Source organism: Hafnia sp. CBA7124, assembly GCF_002355555.1.
In the GTDB taxonomy this organism is placed as follows: Bacteria; Pseudomonadota; Gammaproteobacteria; order Enterobacterales; family Enterobacteriaceae; genus Hafnia; species Hafnia alvei.
Genome location: NZ_AP017469.1, coordinates 515,400 through 533,209 on the forward strand (window position 1 = coordinate 515,400; position 17,810 = coordinate 533,209).

Sequence of the window (17,810 nt, forward strand, 5' to 3'; positions counted from 1 at the left end):
GGTTAATATCACCTACTCAAATGAGTCTGAAGAACACCAATCATTGAAGAATGGAGCGAAACATGGCGTGGAATCAGCCCGGTAATAACGGACAGGACCGCGACCCGTGGGGAGGCGGCAGTAATAATGGCGGCAACTCCGGCGGAAACAACAATAATAAAGGTGGCCGCGATCAGGGGCCTCCGGATCTGGATGATATCTTCCGTAAACTGAGCAAAAAGCTGGGTGGACTGGGCGGTAAAGGCACGGGCTCTAGCAATTCAGGCAATCCACGCGCACCTATGGGTGGCAAAGTGGTTGGCCTTGCTATTGCCGCTGTGGTTGTCATCTGGGCAGCAAGTGGTTTCTATACCATTAAAGAAGCCGAACGTGGCGTCGTGACACGTTTTGGTAAATTCAGTCATCTGGTACAGCCAGGTTTGAACTGGAAACCGACTTTTGTTGATGAAGTGACTCCGGTTAACGTGGAATCTGTGCGTGAACTGGCAGCGTCCGGCGTGATGCTGACTTCGGATGAGAACGTGGTACGCGTTGAGATGAACGTGCAGTACCGTGTAACCAATCCAGAAGAGTACTTGTTCAACGTAACCAATGCGGATGACAGCCTGCGTCAGGCAACTGACAGCGCGCTGCGTGCGGTTATTGGTAAATACTCAATGGATAAAATCCTCACCGAAGGCCGTACTATTATTCGTACGGATACCCAGAAAGTGCTGGAAGAAACCATCAAGCCTTACAAAATGGGGATCACCCTGCTGGACGTAAACTTCCAGACAGCGCGTCCGCCAGAAGAAGTTAAAGCTGCATTTGATGATGCGATTGCCGCGCGTGAAAACGAACAGCAATACATTCGTGAAGCTGAAGCTTATGCCAACGAAGTTCAGCCTCGTGCGAACGGTCAGGCACAACGTATCCTTGAAGATGCGCGTGCTTACAAAGATCGTACCGTTCTGGAAGCGCAGGGTGAAGTCGGTCGTTTCGCTCGCCTGTTGCCTGAATACAAAGCGTCTCCGCAAATTACGCGTGAACGTATGTATCTGGAAACCATGGAGCGCGTATTGGGTAGCACCCGTAAAGTATTGGTTGATGATAAGAGCAATAACCTGATGGTTCTGCCTTTGGATCAGCTGATGCGCGGTGGCAAAACTGACGCAGCGGCGAAATCTGGCAGTCAGGATACTAGCCTGATTCGTTTAGACCCAACGCCTGCGGCAACCAAGTCGTCCAGTAATGCAGATTCAAGTAGCAGCAGCGTGATGGACCAGCGCCGGGCGAATGCTCAGCGTAACGATACCAATCGTCAGGGAGAGAATAACTAATGCGTAAGTCTCTATTACTCGTTCTCATTGTTATCCTGGTGGTATTGTACGCATCACTGTTTGTGGTGACTGAAGGCCAGCGCGGCATCGTACTGCGTTTTGGCAAGGTTCTGCGTGATGATGAGAACAAGCCCTTGGTGTACGCACCTGGCCTGCATCTCAAAATACCGTTCATTGAATCTGTCAAAATGCTGGATGCGCGTATCCAGACTATGGATAACCAAGCTGACCGTTTCGTGACCAAAGAGAAAAAAGACCTGATTGTTGACTCTTATATCAAGTGGCGCATCAGCGATTTCAGTCGTTACTACCTGGCAACCGGCGGTGGCGATGTTTCTCAGGCCGAAGTGCTGTTGAAGCGTAAATTCAGTGACCGTCTGCGTTCTGAAATCGGTCGTCTGGATATTAAAGATATCGTAACGGATTCCCGCGGTAAGCTGATGGAAGACGTACGTGATGCACTGAACACCGGTACGGTAGATGATGCCACCGCAAGCGATGCAGATGATGCTATTGCGAGCGCAGCAGCACGTGTTGAGCGTGAAACTAGCGGTAAACAACCAGCGGTAAACCCGAACAGCATGGCTGCTCTGGGTATCGAAGTGGTTGACGTTCGTATCAAGCAAATCAACCTGCCAGCCGAAGTTTCTGACGCGATCTACAAGCGTATGCGTGCAGAGCGTGAAGCCGTAGCACGTCGTCACCGTTCACAAGGTCAGGAAGAAGCCGAGAAGCTGCGTGCGACTGCTGACTATGAAGTAACGCGTACACTGGCTGAAGCTGAGCGTCAGGGACGTATTACTCGCGGTGAAGGTGATGCGGTAACTGCCAAGCTGTTTGCCGATGCATTTAGCCAAGATCCAGACTTCTTCGCCTTCATTCGTAGCCTAAAAGCTTACGAAAATAGCTTCAAAGATGGCCAAGATGTGATGGTTCTGCGTCCAGACAGTGATTTCTTCAAATACATGAAATCACCAAACGGTAATGCAACTGCTAAATAATCTTTGCTAGAGAAAACGTTCTGAATAAAGCGCGTTTTTGACACTCGATTAGAAAGGCCCGTTTAGTCGCGGGCCTTTTTTTTGTTTGTTTTTTGATTTTGTCGACAGCCTGAGGGAAATATGAACTCTACAATTTGGATGGCATTAGGGTTGGTTTTGATCGTCGAAGGACTCGGACCAATGCTTTTTCCACGAGTTTGGCGGCGCATGATTGCAACGATGGCTCAATTACCTGACGGAGTTTTACGTCGTTATGGCGGCGGTCTAGTGGTTGCAGGGTTAGTTATCTACTACATGTTGCGTAGCCGTATGGGGGGCTAAACATCTTCGGATTTTTTGCGCAATCGTGTGCTGAAAAGTGCTGAAAGCTCCGAAATGTGATGGTAGAATCCATTTTTAACAACGTGGTGATAGTGAAATGGGTAAGAATGTCGTCGTACTAGGCACCCAATGGGGTGACGAAGGTAAGGGCAAGGTCGTAGACCTATTAACCGAAAGGGCCAAGTATGTTGTGCGCTACCAGGGCGGTCACAATGCAGGTCATACACTAGTCATTAACGGTGAAAAAACCGTTCTTCATTTGATTCCGTCAGGAATTCTGCGCGAAAACGTAACCAGCATTATTGCAAACGGTGTGGTATTAGCACCTGACGCTCTGATGCGTGAAATGACCGAACTGGAAGCCCGTGGCATCCCTGTTCGCGAACGTCTGTTACTCTCCGAAGCTTGTCCTCTGATCCTGCCATATCACGTGGCATTGGATAACGCGCGCGAAAAAGCACGCGGTGCGAAGGCTATCGGTACAACAGGTCGTGGTATCGGTCCTGCGTATGAAGATAAAGTCGCTCGTCGCGGTCTGCGCGTTGGCGATCTGTTCAACAAAGAAACCTTTGCAGTTAAGCTGAAAGAAATTATGGAATACCATAATTTCCAACTGGTTAATTACTACAAAGTTGAAGCAGTTGACTACCAAACCGTGCTGGATGAAGTTATGGCTGTTGCCGACATCATCACTGCAATGGTGGTTGACGTTGCCGATCTGCTGAACAAAGCTCACAAGAAAGGTGAGTTTGTGATGTTCGAAGGCGCACAGGGTACGTTGCTGGATATTGACCACGGCACCTATCCGTATGTGACTTCTTCTAACACCACCGCAGGCGGTGTTGCTACCGGTTCTGGCGTGGGTCCACGCTGTGTAGACTACGTACTGGGTATTGTGAAAGCTTACTCTACTCGCGTAGGTGCAGGTCCATTCCCAACTGAGCTGTTTGATGAAGTGGGTGAGTTCCTGTGTACTAAAGGCAATGAATTCGGTGCAACTACCGGTCGTCGTCGTCGTACTGGCTGGTTGGACGCTGTTGCTGTTCGCCGTGCCGTAGAGCTGAACTCTCTGTCTGGCTTCTGCATGACCAAACTGGACGTGCTGGATGGCTTAGACGAAGTGAAGATCTGTGTAGGTTATCGTATGCCGGATGGTCGTGAAATTGACACCACTCCGCTGGCCGCAGAAGGCTGGGAAGGCATCGAGCCAATCTACGAAGTTATGCCAGGTTGGAAAGAAACCACCTTTGGCGTTAAAGATCACAGCAAATTGCCACAGGCTGCACTGAACTACATCAAGCGTGTAGAAGAAGTGACAGGTGTTCCAGTTGATATCATTTCTACTGGCCCTGACCGTGAAGAGACTATGATCCTGCGCGACCCGTTCGACGCGTAATAGTTTGCATTGTGTTGTCTCTTGATGAACCGGGCTTTGCCCGGTTTATTACTTTAGGGCGTTACCTCCACGCTTGAAATCCGCAAGTCGAAACACCAAATATCCCCGATAAACGTACTCTTCTTGCTAAATCGCTAGTGGCTTTTGCCGTGGCTGGTTTATTATCCAAATAGATAGATCTATTTTTGGGATGAATTCCCAGTATTGATATCTCGTTTTATATTCTATTTTTATACTCAGTTATCGCGAGATAACGCCAAGCTAGACTTAGAGGTAGCCGTGCAGTTAACAAGTTTTACTGATTTTGGGTTACGGGCGCTGATTTACATGGCATCCCTGCCTGCCGATCAGATGACCAATATCACGCAGGTAACTGATGTCTATGGCGTCTCTCGTAACCACATGGTTAAAATTATTAATCAGTTGAGCCGTGCTGGCTTTGTGACTGCCGTTCGAGGTAAGAACGGTGGCATTCGCTTGGGACGACCAGCGAAAGATATTCGTATTGGTGACGTGGTAAGAGAGCTTGAGCCCTTAACGCTAGTTAACTGCTCTCACGAGTTTTGCCATATCACGACAGCCTGCCGCTTGAAGCAAGTTTTGCAAAGAGCCACGCAGGCTTTTCTGGCCGAGTTGGATCAATGTACTTTGGCCGATTTAATTGAAGAAAACTCACCGCTTTATAAGTTGTTGCTGGTTGAATAATCAATCCAGCGGCAATTGCTGATGACTACGGAGGAACCGCAATGTCACAAGATCCTTTCCAGGAACGCGAAGCAGAGAAATACGCCTCACCGATCCCAAGCCGCGAGTTTATCCTGACGCATCTGTCGCAGCACACCACGCCCGTTAGCCGTGAGGAGATCGCGCGTGAACTAAATCTGACTAGTGAAGAAGATTTAGAAGCGCTGCGACGCCGTCTGAGAGCGATGGAACGCGACGGACAGCTCATCTTCACCCGACGCCAGTGCTATGCGCTGCCAGAGCGTCTCGATTTGAAGAAGGGAACCGTAATTGGCCATCGTGATGGCTACGGTTTCATTCGCATTGAAGGAAGTAAAGACCGCGACGATCTTTACCTCTCTTCAGAACAGATGAAGCTGTGTATTCACGGCGACGTCGTGCTGGCGCAAGTCGTTGGCACCGATCGTAAAGGGCGTCGTGAAGCGCGCATCGTACGTGTTCTTGAACCGAAACAGAGCCAAATCGTGGGTCGCTACTTTACCGACGCAGGCGTTGGTTTTGTGGTGCCAGACGACAGCCGTTTAAGCTTTGATATTTTGATCCCACCAGAATCTATTGCCGGTGCCCGTATGGGATACGTGGTTGTGGTTGAGCTCACTCAACGTCCAACGCGTCGCACTAAGGCCGTGGGGAAAATTGTCGAAGTATTGGGTGATAACATGGGTACCAGCATGGCGGTGGATATCGCTCTGCGTACGCATGAAATTCCGCACACTTGGCCCGAGCAGGTTGAAAAGCAGGTTGCTGATTTAAGCGAGCAAGTTCCTGAAGCGGCTAAGAAAGGCCGAGTTGATCTGCGTGATTTGCCGCTGGTTACCATTGATGGCGAAGACGCGCGTGACTTTGATGATGCCGTCTATTGTGAGAAAAAACGTGGTGGTGGCTGGCGCTTGTGGGTGGCGATTGCCGACGTAAGTTACTACGTTCGCCCAAATACCGCGCTGGATCACGAAGCGCGTAGCCGTGGTAACTCAGTGTACTTCCCATCACAGGTCGTTCCTATGCTGCCGGAAGTGCTCTCTAACGGGCTGTGTTCGCTCAACCCACAGGTCGATCGCCTGTGCATGGTGTGCGAAATGACCGTTTCTGCAACGGGTCGCCTGACATCCTTCAAATTCTACGAAGCGGTGATGAGTTCCCACGCACGTTTAACCTACACCAAAGTAGCTCATATTTTGGCCGGTGACGAAGAGCTGCGTGAGCACTATCGTCCATTGGTTAAGCCTTTGGAAGAGCTGCATAGCCTCTACAAAGTGCTGGATCACGCGCGTGAAGTGCGTGGCGGTATTGCATTTGAGACCGAAGAAGCCAAATTTATCTTCAACGCTGAGCGCCGTATCGAACGCATTGAGCCAACGGTACGTAACGATGCGCACAAGCTGATCGAAGAATGTATGATTCTGGCCAACATCGCGGCAGCGCGTTTTGTTGAGAAGAACGAAGAGCCTGCGCTGTACCGAATCCATGACCGTCCAAGCGATGACCACTTGACCTCCCTGCGCAGCGTGCTGGGTGAATTAGGTTTAACGCTGGGCGGCGGTATGAAGCCTGAGCCGAAAGATTACGCCGATCTCATGGATGAAATCGCGGATCGTCCTGACCATGAAATGCTGCAAACGATGCTGCTGCGCTCCATGAAACAGGCGGTCTACGATCCAGAAAACCGCGGTCACTTCGGTTTGGCGTTATCAGCCTATGCGCACTTTACGTCTCCGATTCGCCGTTACCCTGACCTGAGCCTGCATCGTGCGATCAAGTACCTGCTGGCGAAAGAGCACGGCGGCGACCATGCGGGTTGGACGAAAACCGGCGGTTGGCACTATAACGAAGAGCAGATGTTGCAGCTGGGCGAGCATTGCTCGATGACCGAGCGCCGCGCAGATGAAGCCACGCGTAACGTTGCAGACTGGCTGAAATGCGACTTTATGCAGGATCACGTGGGTGAAACCTTTACCGGGATTATCTCTAGCGTGACCGGTTTTGGTTTCTTCGTGCGCTTAGACGATCTGTTTATTGACGGCTTGGTGCATGTTTCTGCGTTGGACAACGATTATTATCGCTTCGATAACGTGGGTCAGCGTCTGATTGGCGAATCTTCCGGTCAAACTTATCGCTTAGGCGACAAAGTTGAAATCCGCGTAGACGCGGTACATATGGACGAGCGTAAGATTGATTTTGTTCTTCTTTCTAGCACTCGTACCCCGCGTGGCGCAGGCAAAACCGAGAAAGAACGCACGAAGCGTACCCTCAGAGAAGATAAAGCACCTTCTCGTGGACAGCGTCGCGGTGGTAAGATGCCGGCCAATTTCGAACCGGATAGTGCATTCCGTAAAGATAAAAATGGCAAGCCAGTGCGAGCAGGCAAAGCCGGTGCAGGTAAAAAAGAAAAATCAGTGAAAATTGATAAATCTGGCAAACCTGCAAAACCAGCTAAAAATGCCAAAGATCACGATCAGACAACCGTTAAGCCAAAAGCTAAAAAAGTTTCGGCGAAGACCAAGAAAATCGCTGCGGCCACCAAGGCCAAACGTGCCGGTAAAAAAGCCGCCGAGTGATGGTCAAGTGTTGATTGTTTAGATGCCCGAGATACCCGGGGCTAGTACACCGTGGGGCGCTCCGGCGGCTTGCGCCGCTACGACCCCATCGGTGTCCTTCCCCTAATATCAGGCTTAGGGGAATGGCATTACCAACCGATAGTCTGATTTAAATAACAGGCAGCGCGAGCATCAGCTGCCTTTGATTTCATTCCCGCCTGGGTCTGTGCGAAAGCGAAGACTCAGGCGGCTGACGTTATAGCGTTATAAAATTATGAGCGAAATGATTTACGGTATTCACGCGGTTCAGGCATTGCTTGAGCGCGATCCACAGCGTTTTCTTGAAGTCTTTGTGATGAAAGGTCGCGAAGACCGTCGTCTGATGCCGCTGATTGCTGAACTTGAGCAGATGGGCATTGTGATTCAAGTTGCAAACCGTCAGTGGCTGGATGAGAAGGTTGAAGGTGCGGTGCATCAGGGGATTATTGCCCGCGTGCGCGAAGGACGTCAGTATCAGGAAAATGATTTGCCCGCGCTGCTGGAAAATCTGGAACAGCCTCCTTTCCTATTGATTCTCGACGGCGTAACCGATCCGCACAACCTGGGTGCTTGCTTACGTAGCGCCGATGCAGCGGGTGTTCATGCTGTGATCGTTCCGCGCGATCGTTCTGCTCAGTTGAATGCCACAGCGAAAAAAGTGGCCTGTGGCGCAGCGGAAACTGTGCCGTTGATCCGCGTTACAAACCTTGCGCGTACCATGCGTTTCCTGCAAGAGCAAAATGTATGGATCGTCGGTACTGCGGGTGAGGCTGACCACAATCTTTATCAAAGCAAAATGACTGGCCCAATGGCGCTGGTGATGGGCGCAGAGGGCGACGGTATGCGCCGCTTGACCCGCGAACATTGCGATGAGCTGATCAGCATCCCGATGGCGGGCAGCGTTTCTTCTCTGAATGTTTCTGTCGCGACCGGTATTTGCCTGTTTGAGGCCGTGCGCCAACGTTCATAAGCCTGCGTGATATCGCCTAACTGAACATGCATGCGTTACAAAGGGTGGCTTAGGCCGCCCTTTCTCTTTTGTGAACTGCCCTCCAGCAAAATCAGCCTAAACGATCATACTTAGTGACTTAACCCGGTTAACGGGGGCCGCAAGGGACACTGGATATGACGTGGCAAACACATACGGTTTTTAATCAACCGCACCCTCTGAGTAACAGTAATCTCTATCTTTCTGATATTCCGCTCCAAGAGGCCGTTGAACGAGAGCTAGCGGGCTGGGATTCTGCGCTGCTAAGTGCGGTCGGCTTACAGCTAGGTTCGGCAGAGTCGCTTGAACTTGGCCGGATGGCAAACACCAATCCTCCTGAGCTGTTGCGCTACGATGCGGCTGGGCGGCGTATCGATGACGTACGGTTTCATCCCGCTTGGCATATGTTGATGCAGGGCTTAACTGAAAATCGGGTGCATAATTTGCCTTGGCAAACAGATGCACCGGCAGGGGCATTCGCGGCCCGCGCCGCTCGTTTTCTGCTACATAGCCAAGTTGAGGCCGGTACGCTTTGTCCAATCACTATGACCTTTGGCGCGATTCCGCTGCTGCAAAAAACGCTGCCTACCGCAATGAGTGGATGGTTAACGGGGTTGCTGTCTGACCGTTATGATCCGCACTCGTTGCCCATAGAACAGAAAAAAGGGCTGCTCATCGGCATGGGAATGACGGAAAAACAGGGCGGCTCGGATGTGCTTACTAATACGACACAGGCAACACCGTTAGAAGGTCGTGGGAATGGTCAGCCTTATCGGCTGGTGGGGCACAAATGGTTTTTCTCGGTTCCGCAAAGCGATGCGCACCTAATTTTGGCGCAGGCCAGCGGTGGGCTATCTTGTTTTTTTGTTCCTCGTATCCTGCCTGATAGCACACGCAACGCGATCCGTATCGAAAGGCTGAAAGAGAAACTGGGTAATCGTTCAAATGCGAGCGCAGAAGTTGAGTTTCAGGATGCGACGGGCTGGCTGCTAGGCGATGAAGGCGAGGGGGTGCGCCTGATATTACAGATGGGAAGCTCAACGCGCTTTGATTGCGCACTGGGCAGCCATGGATTGATGAGAAGGGCGTTTACCGTGGCGTTTTTCCATGCGTTGCAGCGTCAAGCATTTGGTAAACCGCTCGCTGAGCAGCCGCTGATGCGGCAGGTGTTAGCCAAAATGGCGCTGCGACTTGAAGGACAAATATCGCTGCTGTTTCGTCTTTGTCGAAGTTGGGAAATGCCGCATGTGCAGGGTGAGAAATTGTTTGCTCGCTTAATGACGCCAGCCGTTAAGTATTCAATCTGTAAGCAGGGCGCTCCTTTTGTCGCAGAGGCCATGGAAGCGTTAGGGGGAATTGGCTATTGCGAAGAGAGCGAGCTGCCGCGTTTATACCGTGAGGCTCCGGTAAACAGTATCTGGGAAGGCTCTGGCAATATCATGTGTTTAGACGTATTACGTGTATGGCGTAAAAACCCACATATGGAAGAGATGCTTAACTTAGAGTTGGCTGACGTGAAAGGGCAAAGTGCGTTATTTGATAAGGCGTGGCGGACTTTAGCGAAACGTTTACAGAAACCCAATGAGACTGAAGCGAGGATCCTTTGCGATGAGTTGTTTAATCTGAATGCGGCGGCTCAGCTTTTACGTTTTGCTCCGGCTGATATTGCTCAAGCGTGGTGCCAACACTATTTCGCCTATGATGGGGGTAGCATCATCAATAACAAAACCCAAGAGACACTTTTACAACGGGCAATGGGGTTAGCGAGCTAGCTCAGCTATACAACGCCGCGGTAACGTGCCATGTGTGCTGCGGCGTATTTTCATCCATCGTCAGAATTCGATAGTAGCTTGCGCCTTGTTCATCGGCCTTTAGCGCAATAATCCGCTCTACGTCGTGGGGTTCTCCCACAATATCGCGCATTGAAATAATACCGACCTGATTAAGCCCGGTAGTGAGATCGGCATTAACGTTTTCAGCGGATTGAGCGGATGCGCTAATTAAACCAATGGATAGTAATAACGTGGTGAGCACTGGGGACCTGTTCATCGGCGAACTCCTTACGCATATTTCATCGTCCAGATAAAATTGTTCAGTTGTATTAACGTATTTATAACAGCGTGATAATAAAAAAAAGTCCACGAGCTTTGCCTGATAATGAGACAGAGCGCGTAGACTTTTACTGAGGCGTATAGGATTTGTTAAATAAAGCCCACAAACTTACTTGTATAAAATGGCCTGGGCATACCACTGGCCTGGTACGCCAGTTTCATCGACCATAATAACGTAGTAATAGGTTGCACCAGCTTCATCAGCTTGTTTTTGAATAACTTCCTGAGCATTCATTGGGCTACCATAAACCTGTGCGCTGATGGTTCTCATGCGATCTAATCCGCTTGTTTGGTCACGGCGAACTTCTTGTGCATGTGCTCCCGGTGTAGGTGGTGGCACTGGCTTGCTGTTCATGACGCCGCAGGCGGTCAAAAACAGCGTCATTACGAGTACAAAAGAAAGCTTTATATTTTTCATGGGATGGCCTGTTAAAGGTAGGCAAGTTATTCAATTGTATCCTGCATGGTGCGGAATTGACCAGCAGGCGAAACGTAATTCCTGACAGCGCCATAAGATAGAACCAGAAGTGATTGTTTCTCGTTGAGCGACAGCTCATTATTTGCCATTAATGCGTTGCTTGCGGAGTGATAAGAAAATGGTTGAGATGTTTGATGAAGTGATCGAAGGGATTCCGGTGTTACATGCGGCTCCGGCTGGAAAGCAGGGGCAACCGTTACCCACCATCTTTTTCTATCATGGATTTACCTCATCGAAAGAGGTGTATTCCTACTTTGGCTATGTGTTTGCTAAAGCGGGTTTTCGTACCATCTTGCCTGAAGCTAATTTGCACGGCGCTCGTTTTAACGGCGACAGCGCGTTCCGTTTAGCCCATTTCTGGGATATTTTAAAATCCAATATCGATGAACTGCCGGCCATTTATCAGCATTATCAACGAGAAGGTCTTATTTTAGACAATCGCGTTGGCGTATGTGGTGCATCATTGGGTGGAATGACCACGCTGGGAGCGAAGGTGCGCTATCCGTGGATCCAAGCCGCCGCATCGTTTATGGGATCGGGCTATTATCTTTCGCTGGCACCCACGCTTTTCCCGCCTTTTGAGGCTCAAACCCCCGAGTCTCGTCAGCAACTGACCACAGATTTGGCGTTCTTGGCAGATTATCAAGTCGTTGATCGGTTGGAGAAACTGGCCGATAAGCCTTTGCTGGTTTGGCATGGGTTGGCTGATGACCTCGTTCCTGCCGAAGAGAGTCGGCGTTTGATTCGTGATTTGGGCGAGCAGAATTTGCTGGCGCAGGTTCGCTTCGAAACTGAGCCGGCGATTGGTCATAAAATCACGGTGTCGGCATTAGATGTGGGTGTTCAGTTCTTTTCTCGCCATCTTTAAGCGAAAAAAGCCCCGTATGATGGGTGTCATACAGGGCAACGTAGCGATATATCTCGTTGTTATTGTTTGGTCTTTGGCAGGATTGTCTCAACCTTTTATTGAACTATTTTAGGTTGTTGCGTTGCTCTCTGGTGTTGCATTGGTTTTAGCGGAACAGGGCTGCACTCACGTGCATTTGTCCGTTGCTTTCAGGTTCATGCATCACAATCACCTGATAGTATTTTGCACCTTGCGCCGTGGCTTCTTGTTGCAGCTGAGGCAAGGCTTCCTGCACGTTCTGGACATCATGGTTTACGCTAATCACTGCATATTCATTGGCGATCAGGTTATTGGCCTGACGACCGGTGATTTCAGTGGCAGCGAGTGCGTTGGTGGCGGCAAACAGGGTTAATGTCGTCACGAGGGCGATGATAGATTTCATCGGATTCTCCTCAATGTTGTTGATTTAGGTTGAATAACTTCTAGATTGGCGATTTATTGGGTAAACAGCATTATCCGTTGCCGATATGAATAGTTTAGTCTTCATTCATTCAATTGATAGCTACATTTTTTGCTGTTTAGACTCAAAAAAACTGAATATCTTTGACGATAAATGCTTACGCCTTGCTGGCGGCCTTCGAGAGGCAAATATCGGCACTATTCTTTTTCTGATCTTCCCCCCGATAATAATTTCGCCAATTACCTTGAGTTTCCTACCCTGCGCAAGTATGATTACGCGTCATTTTTCAGCCGCACACAAACACGTTCCTTGCCTCCATGGGCCGCGGCTGACCCTATCAGGAGGCTGAATAATCCGTAAGGAGCAATTCGATGCGTCATTACGAAATCGTTTTTATGGTCCATCCTGACCAGAGCGAACAGGTTCCGGGCATGATCGAGCGTTACAGTGCAACCATCACTAACGCTGCTGGTCAGATTCACCGTCTGGAAGACTGGGGCCGCCGTCAGCTGGCTTACCCGATCAACAAACTGCATAAAGCCCACTACGTTCTGCTGAACGTTGAAGCTCCGCAGGAAGCGATCGATGAGCTGGAAACTAACTTCCGCTTCAACGACGCCGTTATCCGTAGCATGGTTATGCGTACTAAAAACGCGGTAACTGAAGCTTCACCAATGGTTAAAGCGAAAGACGAACGTCGTGGCGATCGCCGCGAAGACTTCGCTAACGAAACCGCTGATGATGCTGATGCTGGGGATTCTGAAGAGTAATTGCTGCAATGACCTCAAATCGTCTGGTTCTGACTGGCACAGTGTGCAAAGTTCCCATTCGAAAGGTCAGTCCTTCTGGAATCCCGCACTGTCAGTTTGTGCTTGAGCACAGATCGATACAGCAGGAAGCCGGACTTAGCAGACAAGCATGGTGCAGAATGCCCGTGATTGTCAGCGGACAAGCATTTCAAGCAACTACCCACAGATTAACGGTCGGCAGTATGCTAACGGTTCAAGGTTTCATTAGTAGCCATCAAGGCCGCAATGGTTTGACCAAGTTAGTGTTACATGCCGAGCAGATTGAATTGATAGATTCTGGAGACTAGCCATATGGCACGTTATTTCCGTCGTCGCAAGTTCTGCCGTTTCACCGCGGAAGGCGTTCAAGAGATTGACTATAAAGACATCGCTACGCTGAAAAACTACATCACCGAAAGCGGTAAGATTGTACCTAGCCGTATCACCGGTACCCGTGCGAAGTACCAGCGTCAGCTGGCTCGTGCTATCAAGCGCGCACGTTACCTTTCTCTGCTGCCATATACTGATCGTCATCAGTAATCGGCTGCTGTCCATTAACGACTTTAAGAGGATAAGGTAATGCAAGTTATTCTGCTTGATAAAGTAGCAAACCTGGGTAGCCTGGGTGATCAGGTTAACGTTAAAGCAGGTTACGCACGTAACTTCTTGGTTCCACAGGGCAAAGCTGTTCCTGCAACTAAGAAAAACATCGAGTTCTTCGAAGCACGCCGTGCTGAACTGGAAGCCAAACTGGCTGACGTTCTGGCAGCTGCTGAAGCTCGTGCTGCTAAGATCAACGAACTGGGTGCTGTAACCCTCGCTTCTAAAGCGGGCGACGAAGGCAAACTGTTTGGTTCAATCGGTACTCGCGACATCGCTGATGCAGTTACTGCAGCCGGTGTTCAGGTAGCGAAAAGCGAAGTTCGCCTGCCGAATGGCGTTCTGCGTACTCTGGGTGATCACGAAGTTCACTTCCAGGTACACAGCGACGTATTCGCACAGCTGAATGTCGTTGTAGTTGCTGAGTAATAGCTGAAAAGCTGTTAACGATGTAACTCGTCAAAGCGCCGGCCTTGTGCCGGCGTTTTGCATTCTATTCTCGCCAGAATCTCGGGTTATCGCGAAAAACGGCGTAAACTAGCATAAGTTCTGTCGAGGAGACTCTTATGCCTGCCACCATCAACATCGCCCGCGTCTACGACGTCCATGCCCCGTATCCTGCTAATACCTTCCTCACCGACCGTTTATGGCCGCGTGGTCTCTCCAAAGTCCGCCTAGAAGGCGTGCAGTGGCTTAAGGCCGTTGCGCCCAGCAATGAGCTACGTCATGCTTTTCATGAGCAGCGCGTGTCTTGGCAAGAGTTTGGTGAGCGATATCGAGCAGAATTGAAGGATAATCAAGCCTGTGAAGAATTAGTTGAGCTGTTAAAGCGCGATGAATCACTGACGCTGCTCTATGGCAGCCGAGATGAGCAGCACAATCAGGCGATTGTACTGCGTGAATATCTGTTACAGCAGATTAGTGCTTAGCGAACTCGGCGAAAACTGCCGTCAGATTCGCGGCGGAACTCGATTTGTTCGTTAGTAATGGTTTCAATTTTGAGTGCAATGACCTGACCTTGCGCGTTGTGCTGGATTTCAACTTCTTGCCCAGCTTTCAGGTTACTGAGGGGTTTATCGTTACCCTCAACCTGCGCCATGGCAAAGACATCGTTCACATCCAGTTGGTTATCGCGGAATAGCTGCGCTAGGGTTTGACCCGCTTGAATATGATATTCCTGCCAGCCATTTGCGGCGGTTTGATTCGTTGGCGCTACGCGCGGCGGCGGTGGGGCATCGTTATTTTGCATCCCAGCCTGTAAAGGCACTTCGTTTTCCTGCGGTTGTTCAGGCGAATAGCGAGCATCTTGTGGATCAGAATAAGGCCAGAGAAGAGACAGCAAAAGTACCACTGTGGCGACAATCACCCAGCGGCGGTGGAAAGCCGGTAGCGGCTCCATCCAATCGAAACGATCGGGCATATGCCACACATTGTAGAGGTGCTGTTTAACTACCTTCAGCTTATCCAGCAGCTTGGCAGACGTACTAGCAGACATAGGATGCTCCGTTTCCTGATCCTGCGGTTCCGGTGAGATCCGCTGACGTAGGTTGAGCCATGTACGCAAAACGGGCTGATATACCCGCCTGCTTCTTCTCCTGGGCGTGATTCTGCCCATGATGACCTCTCTTGATGGTGCCTTAGTCGTAAGCGTAGAGAAAATCGACGCTAGATGACAGGTTAATACTCTGAAAAATGGTATCTATCACCTAGGAGCAATAACCTGTCTTTATCTTACCAAGTAAATGAAGTGTTATTGTTTCTTTTTCCTAGATAAAAGTCATCCTTCTGGACGCAAGATTTTACCCTAGGCTCCTGCACTGCTATGCTTCGTCTTCTACATTTTAAAGATTAAAGGAAACACCATGCCGACCCCTTCTTTTGACAGTATAGAAGCGCAAGCAAGTTATGGTATTGGTCTGCAAGTTGGCCAGCAACTGAATGAGTCTGGTTTGGAAGGTTTGCAGCCTGAAGCGCTGTTGGCAGGCCTGCGCGACGCGATGGAAGGGAATGCTCCGGCGGTTCCTGTAGAAGCCGTTCATCGTGCGCTGCGTGAAATCCACGAACGTGCTGATGCCGTGCGTCGCGAACAGCAAAAAGGCTTGGCTGAAGCGGGTCAGAAATTCTTGGAAGAAAACGCTAAGAATGATGATGTTACCGTAACTGAATCTGGCCTGCAGTTCAAAGTGTTGGAAAAAGGTGAAGGGACTATTCCAGCTCGTCAGGATCAGGTTCGCGTCCACTATACCGGTCGTCTGGTTGATGGCACCGTATTTGATAGCTCCGTTGAACGTGGCCAGCCAGCTGAATTCCCAGTGAATGGCGTGATCCCAGGTTGGATCGAAGCATTGACCATGATGCCAGTCGGTTCAAAATGGCAGCTGTATATTCCTCATAACTTAGCTTATGGCGAACGTGGCGCGGGTGCTTCTATCCCTCCGTACAGCGCTTTGGTATTTGACGTTGAACTGCTAGAAATCCTGTAATTCGGGTTAGCGTTAACGTTAATCAATGCGAAAGCCGGCGTATGCCGGCTTTTTTACGTTCTAGAGCGATAGGTTTCTTATTCGCCGCGCAGCGCGCGTGGGAAGAGTAAGTTATTTTCTAAACTGATGTGCTCCATCAAATCATTGATGAATTCGTTGATTCCAGCATACAAAGCTTGCCAAGTATTACAGGCACCTTCAGGTGGAACGACATTGTTGGTCAAGAACTTGATGACTTCAAGCTGTTCACCGGCGTCGTCATGTTCGCTTTCCATTACTGAAATCGGACCGCCAGCCTGTGCGCCCATCCCTTGTTCAATCAGCGGGAAGAGAATACGTTCTTCTTTCATCATGTGCTGGCTGAGGTCTTGATAGATTAAGTTCAGCTGTTTACCCAAACCTTTTGGGCAGGTTGGTTTGTCGGCATGTACACGTTCTACTTTTTCCGCCATGAGGATCAGCTCCGGCAGTTGTTCACGATGGCGATCGTGATAGCGCTTAACAATAAACGGTGTGATCTCAGCCAACGGCGTTGTACGCCAGTCGTGCGCGGTGGCGTTGTTTGGCTCGCTCTTAAGGGCTTCCAGTTGCGCTTCTAGTTCATCCACATTCAGATTCTTTTTGGTGGCTACGCGCAATAACGTTTGTTTGCCCCCACAGCAGAAGTCCATATCATGCTGACGGAAAAGACGCGTTGCACGTGGAATGGTGATTGCCAGCTCGCCTAATGATAGATCGCGTAGTGCCATAGTTATGTTCCTCAGGATGCCTATATTTTATAAGGTGCATTTTAAATGCAATTTATAATTTAAGCCATAACTCTTTGGGGGTTGTTGAGTCATTTGCGATAATCAAAGAAATAAAAAGTGAGGAAAGACGATGTTTTCCCATTGGTTAACTCGGTGGAATTTACAGGCTGATGGTGCGCCGATACAGACTCGTAGCAGCCAGCTATTGCCAGTTTTATGCGATGGCATTCCATTAATGCTGAAACTTGCTCTGGTTGAAGAGGAGCGCCGTGGTGCCGATTTAATGCAATGGTGGAATGGCAATGGTGCTGCGAAGGTTGTTGCTCATCATAACGAAGCCTTGCTGATGGAGCGTGCGTGCGGAGCCAAAAATCTGCTGCATATGGCTAAACATAGCCAAGATGATGAAGCGAGCCAGGTTATTTGCCGTGTCGTCACTCAACTACATACTTGCCGTGAAGAAATGACACCTTCGCTGGAGGCACTGCATCAGCGTTTTAACGCATTACGGCAGGCTGTGTCTCATGGTTCACTAATGTCATTGTGTTGTTCGGTTGCCGAAACGTTGTTGTCTAGCCCACAAGACGAAGTGGTATTGCACGGCGATATACACCATGGAAATATTTTAGATTTTGGTGAGCGTGGATGGTTGGCAATTGACCCCAAAGGCTTATTCGGTGAGCGTGGTTATGATTATGCCAACTTATTTTGTAATCCTGAGCTTTCAACGTGTACACGGCGCGAGCGTTTTTTGCGCCAGTTCGCCGTGGTGACGCAGGCAGCAAACTTAGATAGGCAAAGATTGCTGATGTGGATTATGGCCTACGCGGGCTTATCGGCGGCTTGGTTTCTAGAAGATAATGAGTTGGATTATGTTGCTAGCCGCATGAGCATCGCGAGATTTGCCGCTGATGAATTGGGTATCTGATTGGTTTATAAAGAATCCCCCCAC

The 17,810-nt window shown here is 49.8% G+C and carries 21 protein-coding genes; 16 read left to right on the plus strand and 5 right to left on the minus strand.

The genetic code is table 11. The annotated features are described in order from the left end of the window. Positions 1-62: 62 nt before the first annotated feature. The 8 genes from hflK to CPY98_RS02425 all read left to right on the plus strand — a co-directional run bounded on the left by hflK (position 63) and on the right by CPY98_RS02425 (position 10,114). On the plus strand, positions 63-1,319 hold the full coding sequence (gene hflK, locus CPY98_RS02390; RefSeq protein ID WP_040046321.1) for an FtsH protease activity modulator HflK: 1,257 nt from the start codon (positions 63-65) through the stop codon (positions 1,317-1,319). Continuing rightward, positions 1,319-2,320, plus strand: coding sequence for a protease modulator HflC (hflC, locus tag CPY98_RS02395; RefSeq protein ID WP_096386214.1), 1,002 nt, complete (start codon positions 1,319-1,321; stop codon positions 2,318-2,320). Before hflK ends, hflC begins: the two co-directional genes overlap by 1 nt. A 120-nt stretch (positions 2,321-2,440) precedes the next feature. Further along, entirely contained in the window at positions 2,441-2,641 is a 201-nt protein-coding gene (locus CPY98_RS02400; protein WP_025798767.1) for a DUF2065 domain-containing protein, read from the plus strand. Between the two features lie 97 nt (positions 2,642-2,738). Beyond that, positions 2,739-4,037, plus strand: coding sequence for an adenylosuccinate synthase (locus CPY98_RS02405; RefSeq protein ID WP_040046318.1), 1,299 nt, complete (start codon positions 2,739-2,741; stop codon positions 4,035-4,037). A 279-nt stretch (positions 4,038-4,316) separates the two neighbouring features. Beyond that, positions 4,317-4,742: a nitric oxide-sensing transcriptional repressor NsrR gene (gene nsrR / locus CPY98_RS02410; protein WP_025798770.1), complete on the plus strand. Its 426-nt coding sequence runs from the start codon at positions 4,317-4,319 to the stop codon at positions 4,740-4,742. Positions 4,743-4,783: 41 nt separating this feature from the next. After that, on the plus strand, positions 4,784-7,336 hold the full coding sequence (rnr, locus tag CPY98_RS02415; protein ID WP_043490675.1) for a ribonuclease R: 2,553 nt from the start codon (positions 4,784-4,786) through the stop codon (positions 7,334-7,336). 253 nt (positions 7,337-7,589) lie between these two features. Next, positions 7,590-8,324 (plus strand): 23S rRNA (guanosine(2251)-2'-O)-methyltransferase RlmB, encoded by a 735-nt coding sequence (rlmB, locus tag CPY98_RS02420; protein WP_040046316.1) that lies wholly within the window; start codon positions 7,590-7,592, stop codon positions 8,322-8,324. A gap of 155 nt (positions 8,325-8,479) precedes the next feature. Further along, positions 8,480-10,114, plus strand: a complete 1,635-nt coding sequence (locus CPY98_RS02425) for an isovaleryl-CoA dehydrogenase (protein WP_096386217.1) — start codon at positions 8,480-8,482, stop codon at positions 10,112-10,114. Position 10,115: 1 nt separating this feature from the next. Here CPY98_RS02425 and CPY98_RS02430 read toward each other — a convergent pair whose 3' ends face one another. After that, a complete protein-coding gene (locus tag CPY98_RS02430; RefSeq protein WP_025798776.1) occupies positions 10,116-10,391 on the minus strand; it encodes a DUF1471 domain-containing protein in 276 nt (91 codons plus the stop codon). A 171-nt stretch (positions 10,392-10,562) separates the two neighbouring features. Next, positions 10,563-10,871, minus strand: coding sequence for a biofilm peroxide resistance protein BsmA (gene bsmA, locus CPY98_RS02435; RefSeq protein WP_025798779.1), 309 nt, complete (start codon positions 10,869-10,871; stop codon positions 10,563-10,565). Positions 10,872-11,049: 178 nt separating this feature from the next. Here bsmA and yjfP point away from each other — a divergent pair, with 178 nt between their 5' ends. Beyond that, positions 11,050-11,799, plus strand: a complete 750-nt coding sequence (yjfP, locus tag CPY98_RS02440; RefSeq protein WP_096386219.1) for an esterase — start codon at positions 11,050-11,052, stop codon at positions 11,797-11,799. A 145-nt stretch (positions 11,800-11,944) separates the two neighbouring features. Here the strand turns inward: yjfP and CPY98_RS02445 are convergent, their stop codons facing one another. Then, positions 11,945-12,220: a DUF1471 domain-containing protein gene (locus CPY98_RS02445; RefSeq protein ID WP_025798783.1), complete on the minus strand. Its 276-nt coding sequence runs from the start codon at positions 12,218-12,220 to the stop codon at positions 11,945-11,947. A gap of 389 nt (positions 12,221-12,609) precedes the next feature. Between CPY98_RS02445 and rpsF the strand changes: the two genes are divergently transcribed. The 5 genes from rpsF (at position 12,610) to CPY98_RS02475 (ending at position 14,555) form a co-directional block, all read left to right on the plus strand. Beyond that, entirely contained in the window at positions 12,610-13,008 is a 399-nt protein-coding gene (gene rpsF, locus CPY98_RS02455) for a 30S ribosomal protein S6 (RefSeq protein WP_025798785.1), read from the plus strand. Positions 13,009-13,016: 8 nt separating this feature from the next. Further along, entirely contained in the window at positions 13,017-13,334 is a 318-nt protein-coding gene (gene priB, locus CPY98_RS02460) for a primosomal replication protein N (protein WP_038501926.1), read from the plus strand. A gap of 4 nt (positions 13,335-13,338) precedes the next feature. Next, positions 13,339-13,566: a 30S ribosomal protein S18 gene (rpsR, locus tag CPY98_RS02465; protein ID WP_000135199.1), complete on the plus strand. Its 228-nt coding sequence runs from the start codon at positions 13,339-13,341 to the stop codon at positions 13,564-13,566. 39 nt (positions 13,567-13,605) lie between these two features. Continuing rightward, entirely contained in the window at positions 13,606-14,055 is a 450-nt protein-coding gene (rplI, locus tag CPY98_RS02470) for a 50S ribosomal protein L9 (protein ID WP_025798787.1), read from the plus strand. Between the two features lie 137 nt (positions 14,056-14,192). Further along, a complete protein-coding gene (locus CPY98_RS02475; RefSeq protein ID WP_025798789.1) occupies positions 14,193-14,555 on the plus strand; it encodes a DUF488 domain-containing protein in 363 nt (120 codons plus the stop codon). On the opposite strand, the gene CPY98_RS02480 is transcribed toward CPY98_RS02475, so the two are convergent. After that, positions 14,552-15,241: an OapA family protein gene (locus CPY98_RS02480; protein ID WP_025798791.1), complete on the minus strand. Its 690-nt coding sequence runs from the start codon at positions 15,239-15,241 to the stop codon at positions 14,552-14,554. The genes CPY98_RS02475 and CPY98_RS02480 overlap by 4 nt on opposite strands. Before the next feature lie 247 nt (positions 15,242-15,488). Between CPY98_RS02480 and CPY98_RS02485 the strand changes: the two genes are divergently transcribed. Continuing rightward, entirely contained in the window at positions 15,489-16,109 is a 621-nt protein-coding gene (locus tag CPY98_RS02485) for a peptidylprolyl isomerase (protein WP_096386222.1), read from the plus strand. Positions 16,110-16,186: 77 nt separating this feature from the next. Here CPY98_RS02485 and ytfE read toward each other — a convergent pair whose 3' ends face one another. Continuing rightward, a complete protein-coding gene (gene ytfE / locus CPY98_RS02490) occupies positions 16,187-16,858 on the minus strand; it encodes an iron-sulfur cluster repair protein YtfE (protein ID WP_046457077.1) in 672 nt (223 codons plus the stop codon). 130 nt (positions 16,859-16,988) lie between these two features. On the opposite strand from ytfE, the gene CPY98_RS02495 reads away from it, so the two are divergent. Then, entirely contained in the window at positions 16,989-17,786 is a 798-nt protein-coding gene (locus CPY98_RS02495) for an aminoglycoside phosphotransferase family protein (protein WP_096386224.1), read from the plus strand. Positions 17,787-17,810: the final 24 nt, after the last annotated feature.

Excerpts from the sequence above, each read along its gene's own strand:
- CPY98_RS02425 (WP_096386217.1), top strand. The coding sequence starts at position 8,480 with ATGACGTGGCAAACACATACGGTTTTTAATCAACCGCACCCTCTGAGT.
- CPY98_RS02445 (WP_025798783.1), bottom strand. The coding sequence starts at position 12,220 with ATGAAATCTATCATCGCCCTCGTGACGACATTAACCCTGTTTGCCGCC.
- rpsF (WP_025798785.1), top strand. The coding sequence starts at position 12,610 with ATGCGTCATTACGAAATCGTTTTTATGGTCCATCCTGACCAGAGCGAA.
- bsmA (WP_025798779.1), bottom strand. The coding sequence starts at position 10,871 with ATGAAAAATATAAAGCTTTCTTTTGTACTCGTAATGACGCTGTTTTTG.
- CPY98_RS02405 (WP_040046318.1), top strand. The coding sequence starts at position 2,739 with ATGGGTAAGAATGTCGTCGTACTAGGCACCCAATGGGGTGACGAAGGT.
- hflC (WP_096386214.1), top strand. The coding sequence starts at position 1,319 with ATGCGTAAGTCTCTATTACTCGTTCTCATTGTTATCCTGGTGGTATTG.
- ytfE (WP_046457077.1), bottom strand. The coding sequence starts at position 16,858 with ATGGCACTACGCGATCTATCATTAGGCGAGCTGGCAATCACCATTCCA.
- rlmB (WP_040046316.1), top strand. The coding sequence starts at position 7,590 with ATGAGCGAAATGATTTACGGTATTCACGCGGTTCAGGCATTGCTTGAG.
- rplI (WP_025798787.1), top strand. The coding sequence starts at position 13,606 with ATGCAAGTTATTCTGCTTGATAAAGTAGCAAACCTGGGTAGCCTGGGT.
- yjfP (WP_096386219.1), top strand. The coding sequence starts at position 11,050 with ATGGTTGAGATGTTTGATGAAGTGATCGAAGGGATTCCGGTGTTACAT.
- rpsR (WP_000135199.1), top strand. The coding sequence starts at position 13,339 with ATGGCACGTTATTTCCGTCGTCGCAAGTTCTGCCGTTTCACCGCGGAA.
- rnr (WP_043490675.1), top strand. The coding sequence starts at position 4,784 with ATGTCACAAGATCCTTTCCAGGAACGCGAAGCAGAGAAATACGCCTCA.
- CPY98_RS02495 (WP_096386224.1), top strand. The coding sequence starts at position 16,989 with ATGTTTTCCCATTGGTTAACTCGGTGGAATTTACAGGCTGATGGTGCG.
- CPY98_RS02480 (WP_025798791.1), bottom strand. The coding sequence starts at position 15,241 with ATGGGCAGAATCACGCCCAGGAGAAGAAGCAGGCGGGTATATCAGCCC.
- CPY98_RS02430 (WP_025798776.1), bottom strand. The coding sequence starts at position 10,391 with ATGAACAGGTCCCCAGTGCTCACCACGTTATTACTATCCATTGGTTTA.
- CPY98_RS02485 (WP_096386222.1), top strand. The coding sequence starts at position 15,489 with ATGCCGACCCCTTCTTTTGACAGTATAGAAGCGCAAGCAAGTTATGGT.
- CPY98_RS02400 (WP_025798767.1), top strand. The coding sequence starts at position 2,441 with ATGAACTCTACAATTTGGATGGCATTAGGGTTGGTTTTGATCGTCGAA.
- hflK (WP_040046321.1), top strand. The coding sequence starts at position 63 with ATGGCGTGGAATCAGCCCGGTAATAACGGACAGGACCGCGACCCGTGG.
- priB (WP_038501926.1), top strand. The coding sequence starts at position 13,017 with ATGACCTCAAATCGTCTGGTTCTGACTGGCACAGTGTGCAAAGTTCCC.
- CPY98_RS02475 (WP_025798789.1), top strand. The coding sequence starts at position 14,193 with ATGCCTGCCACCATCAACATCGCCCGCGTCTACGACGTCCATGCCCCG.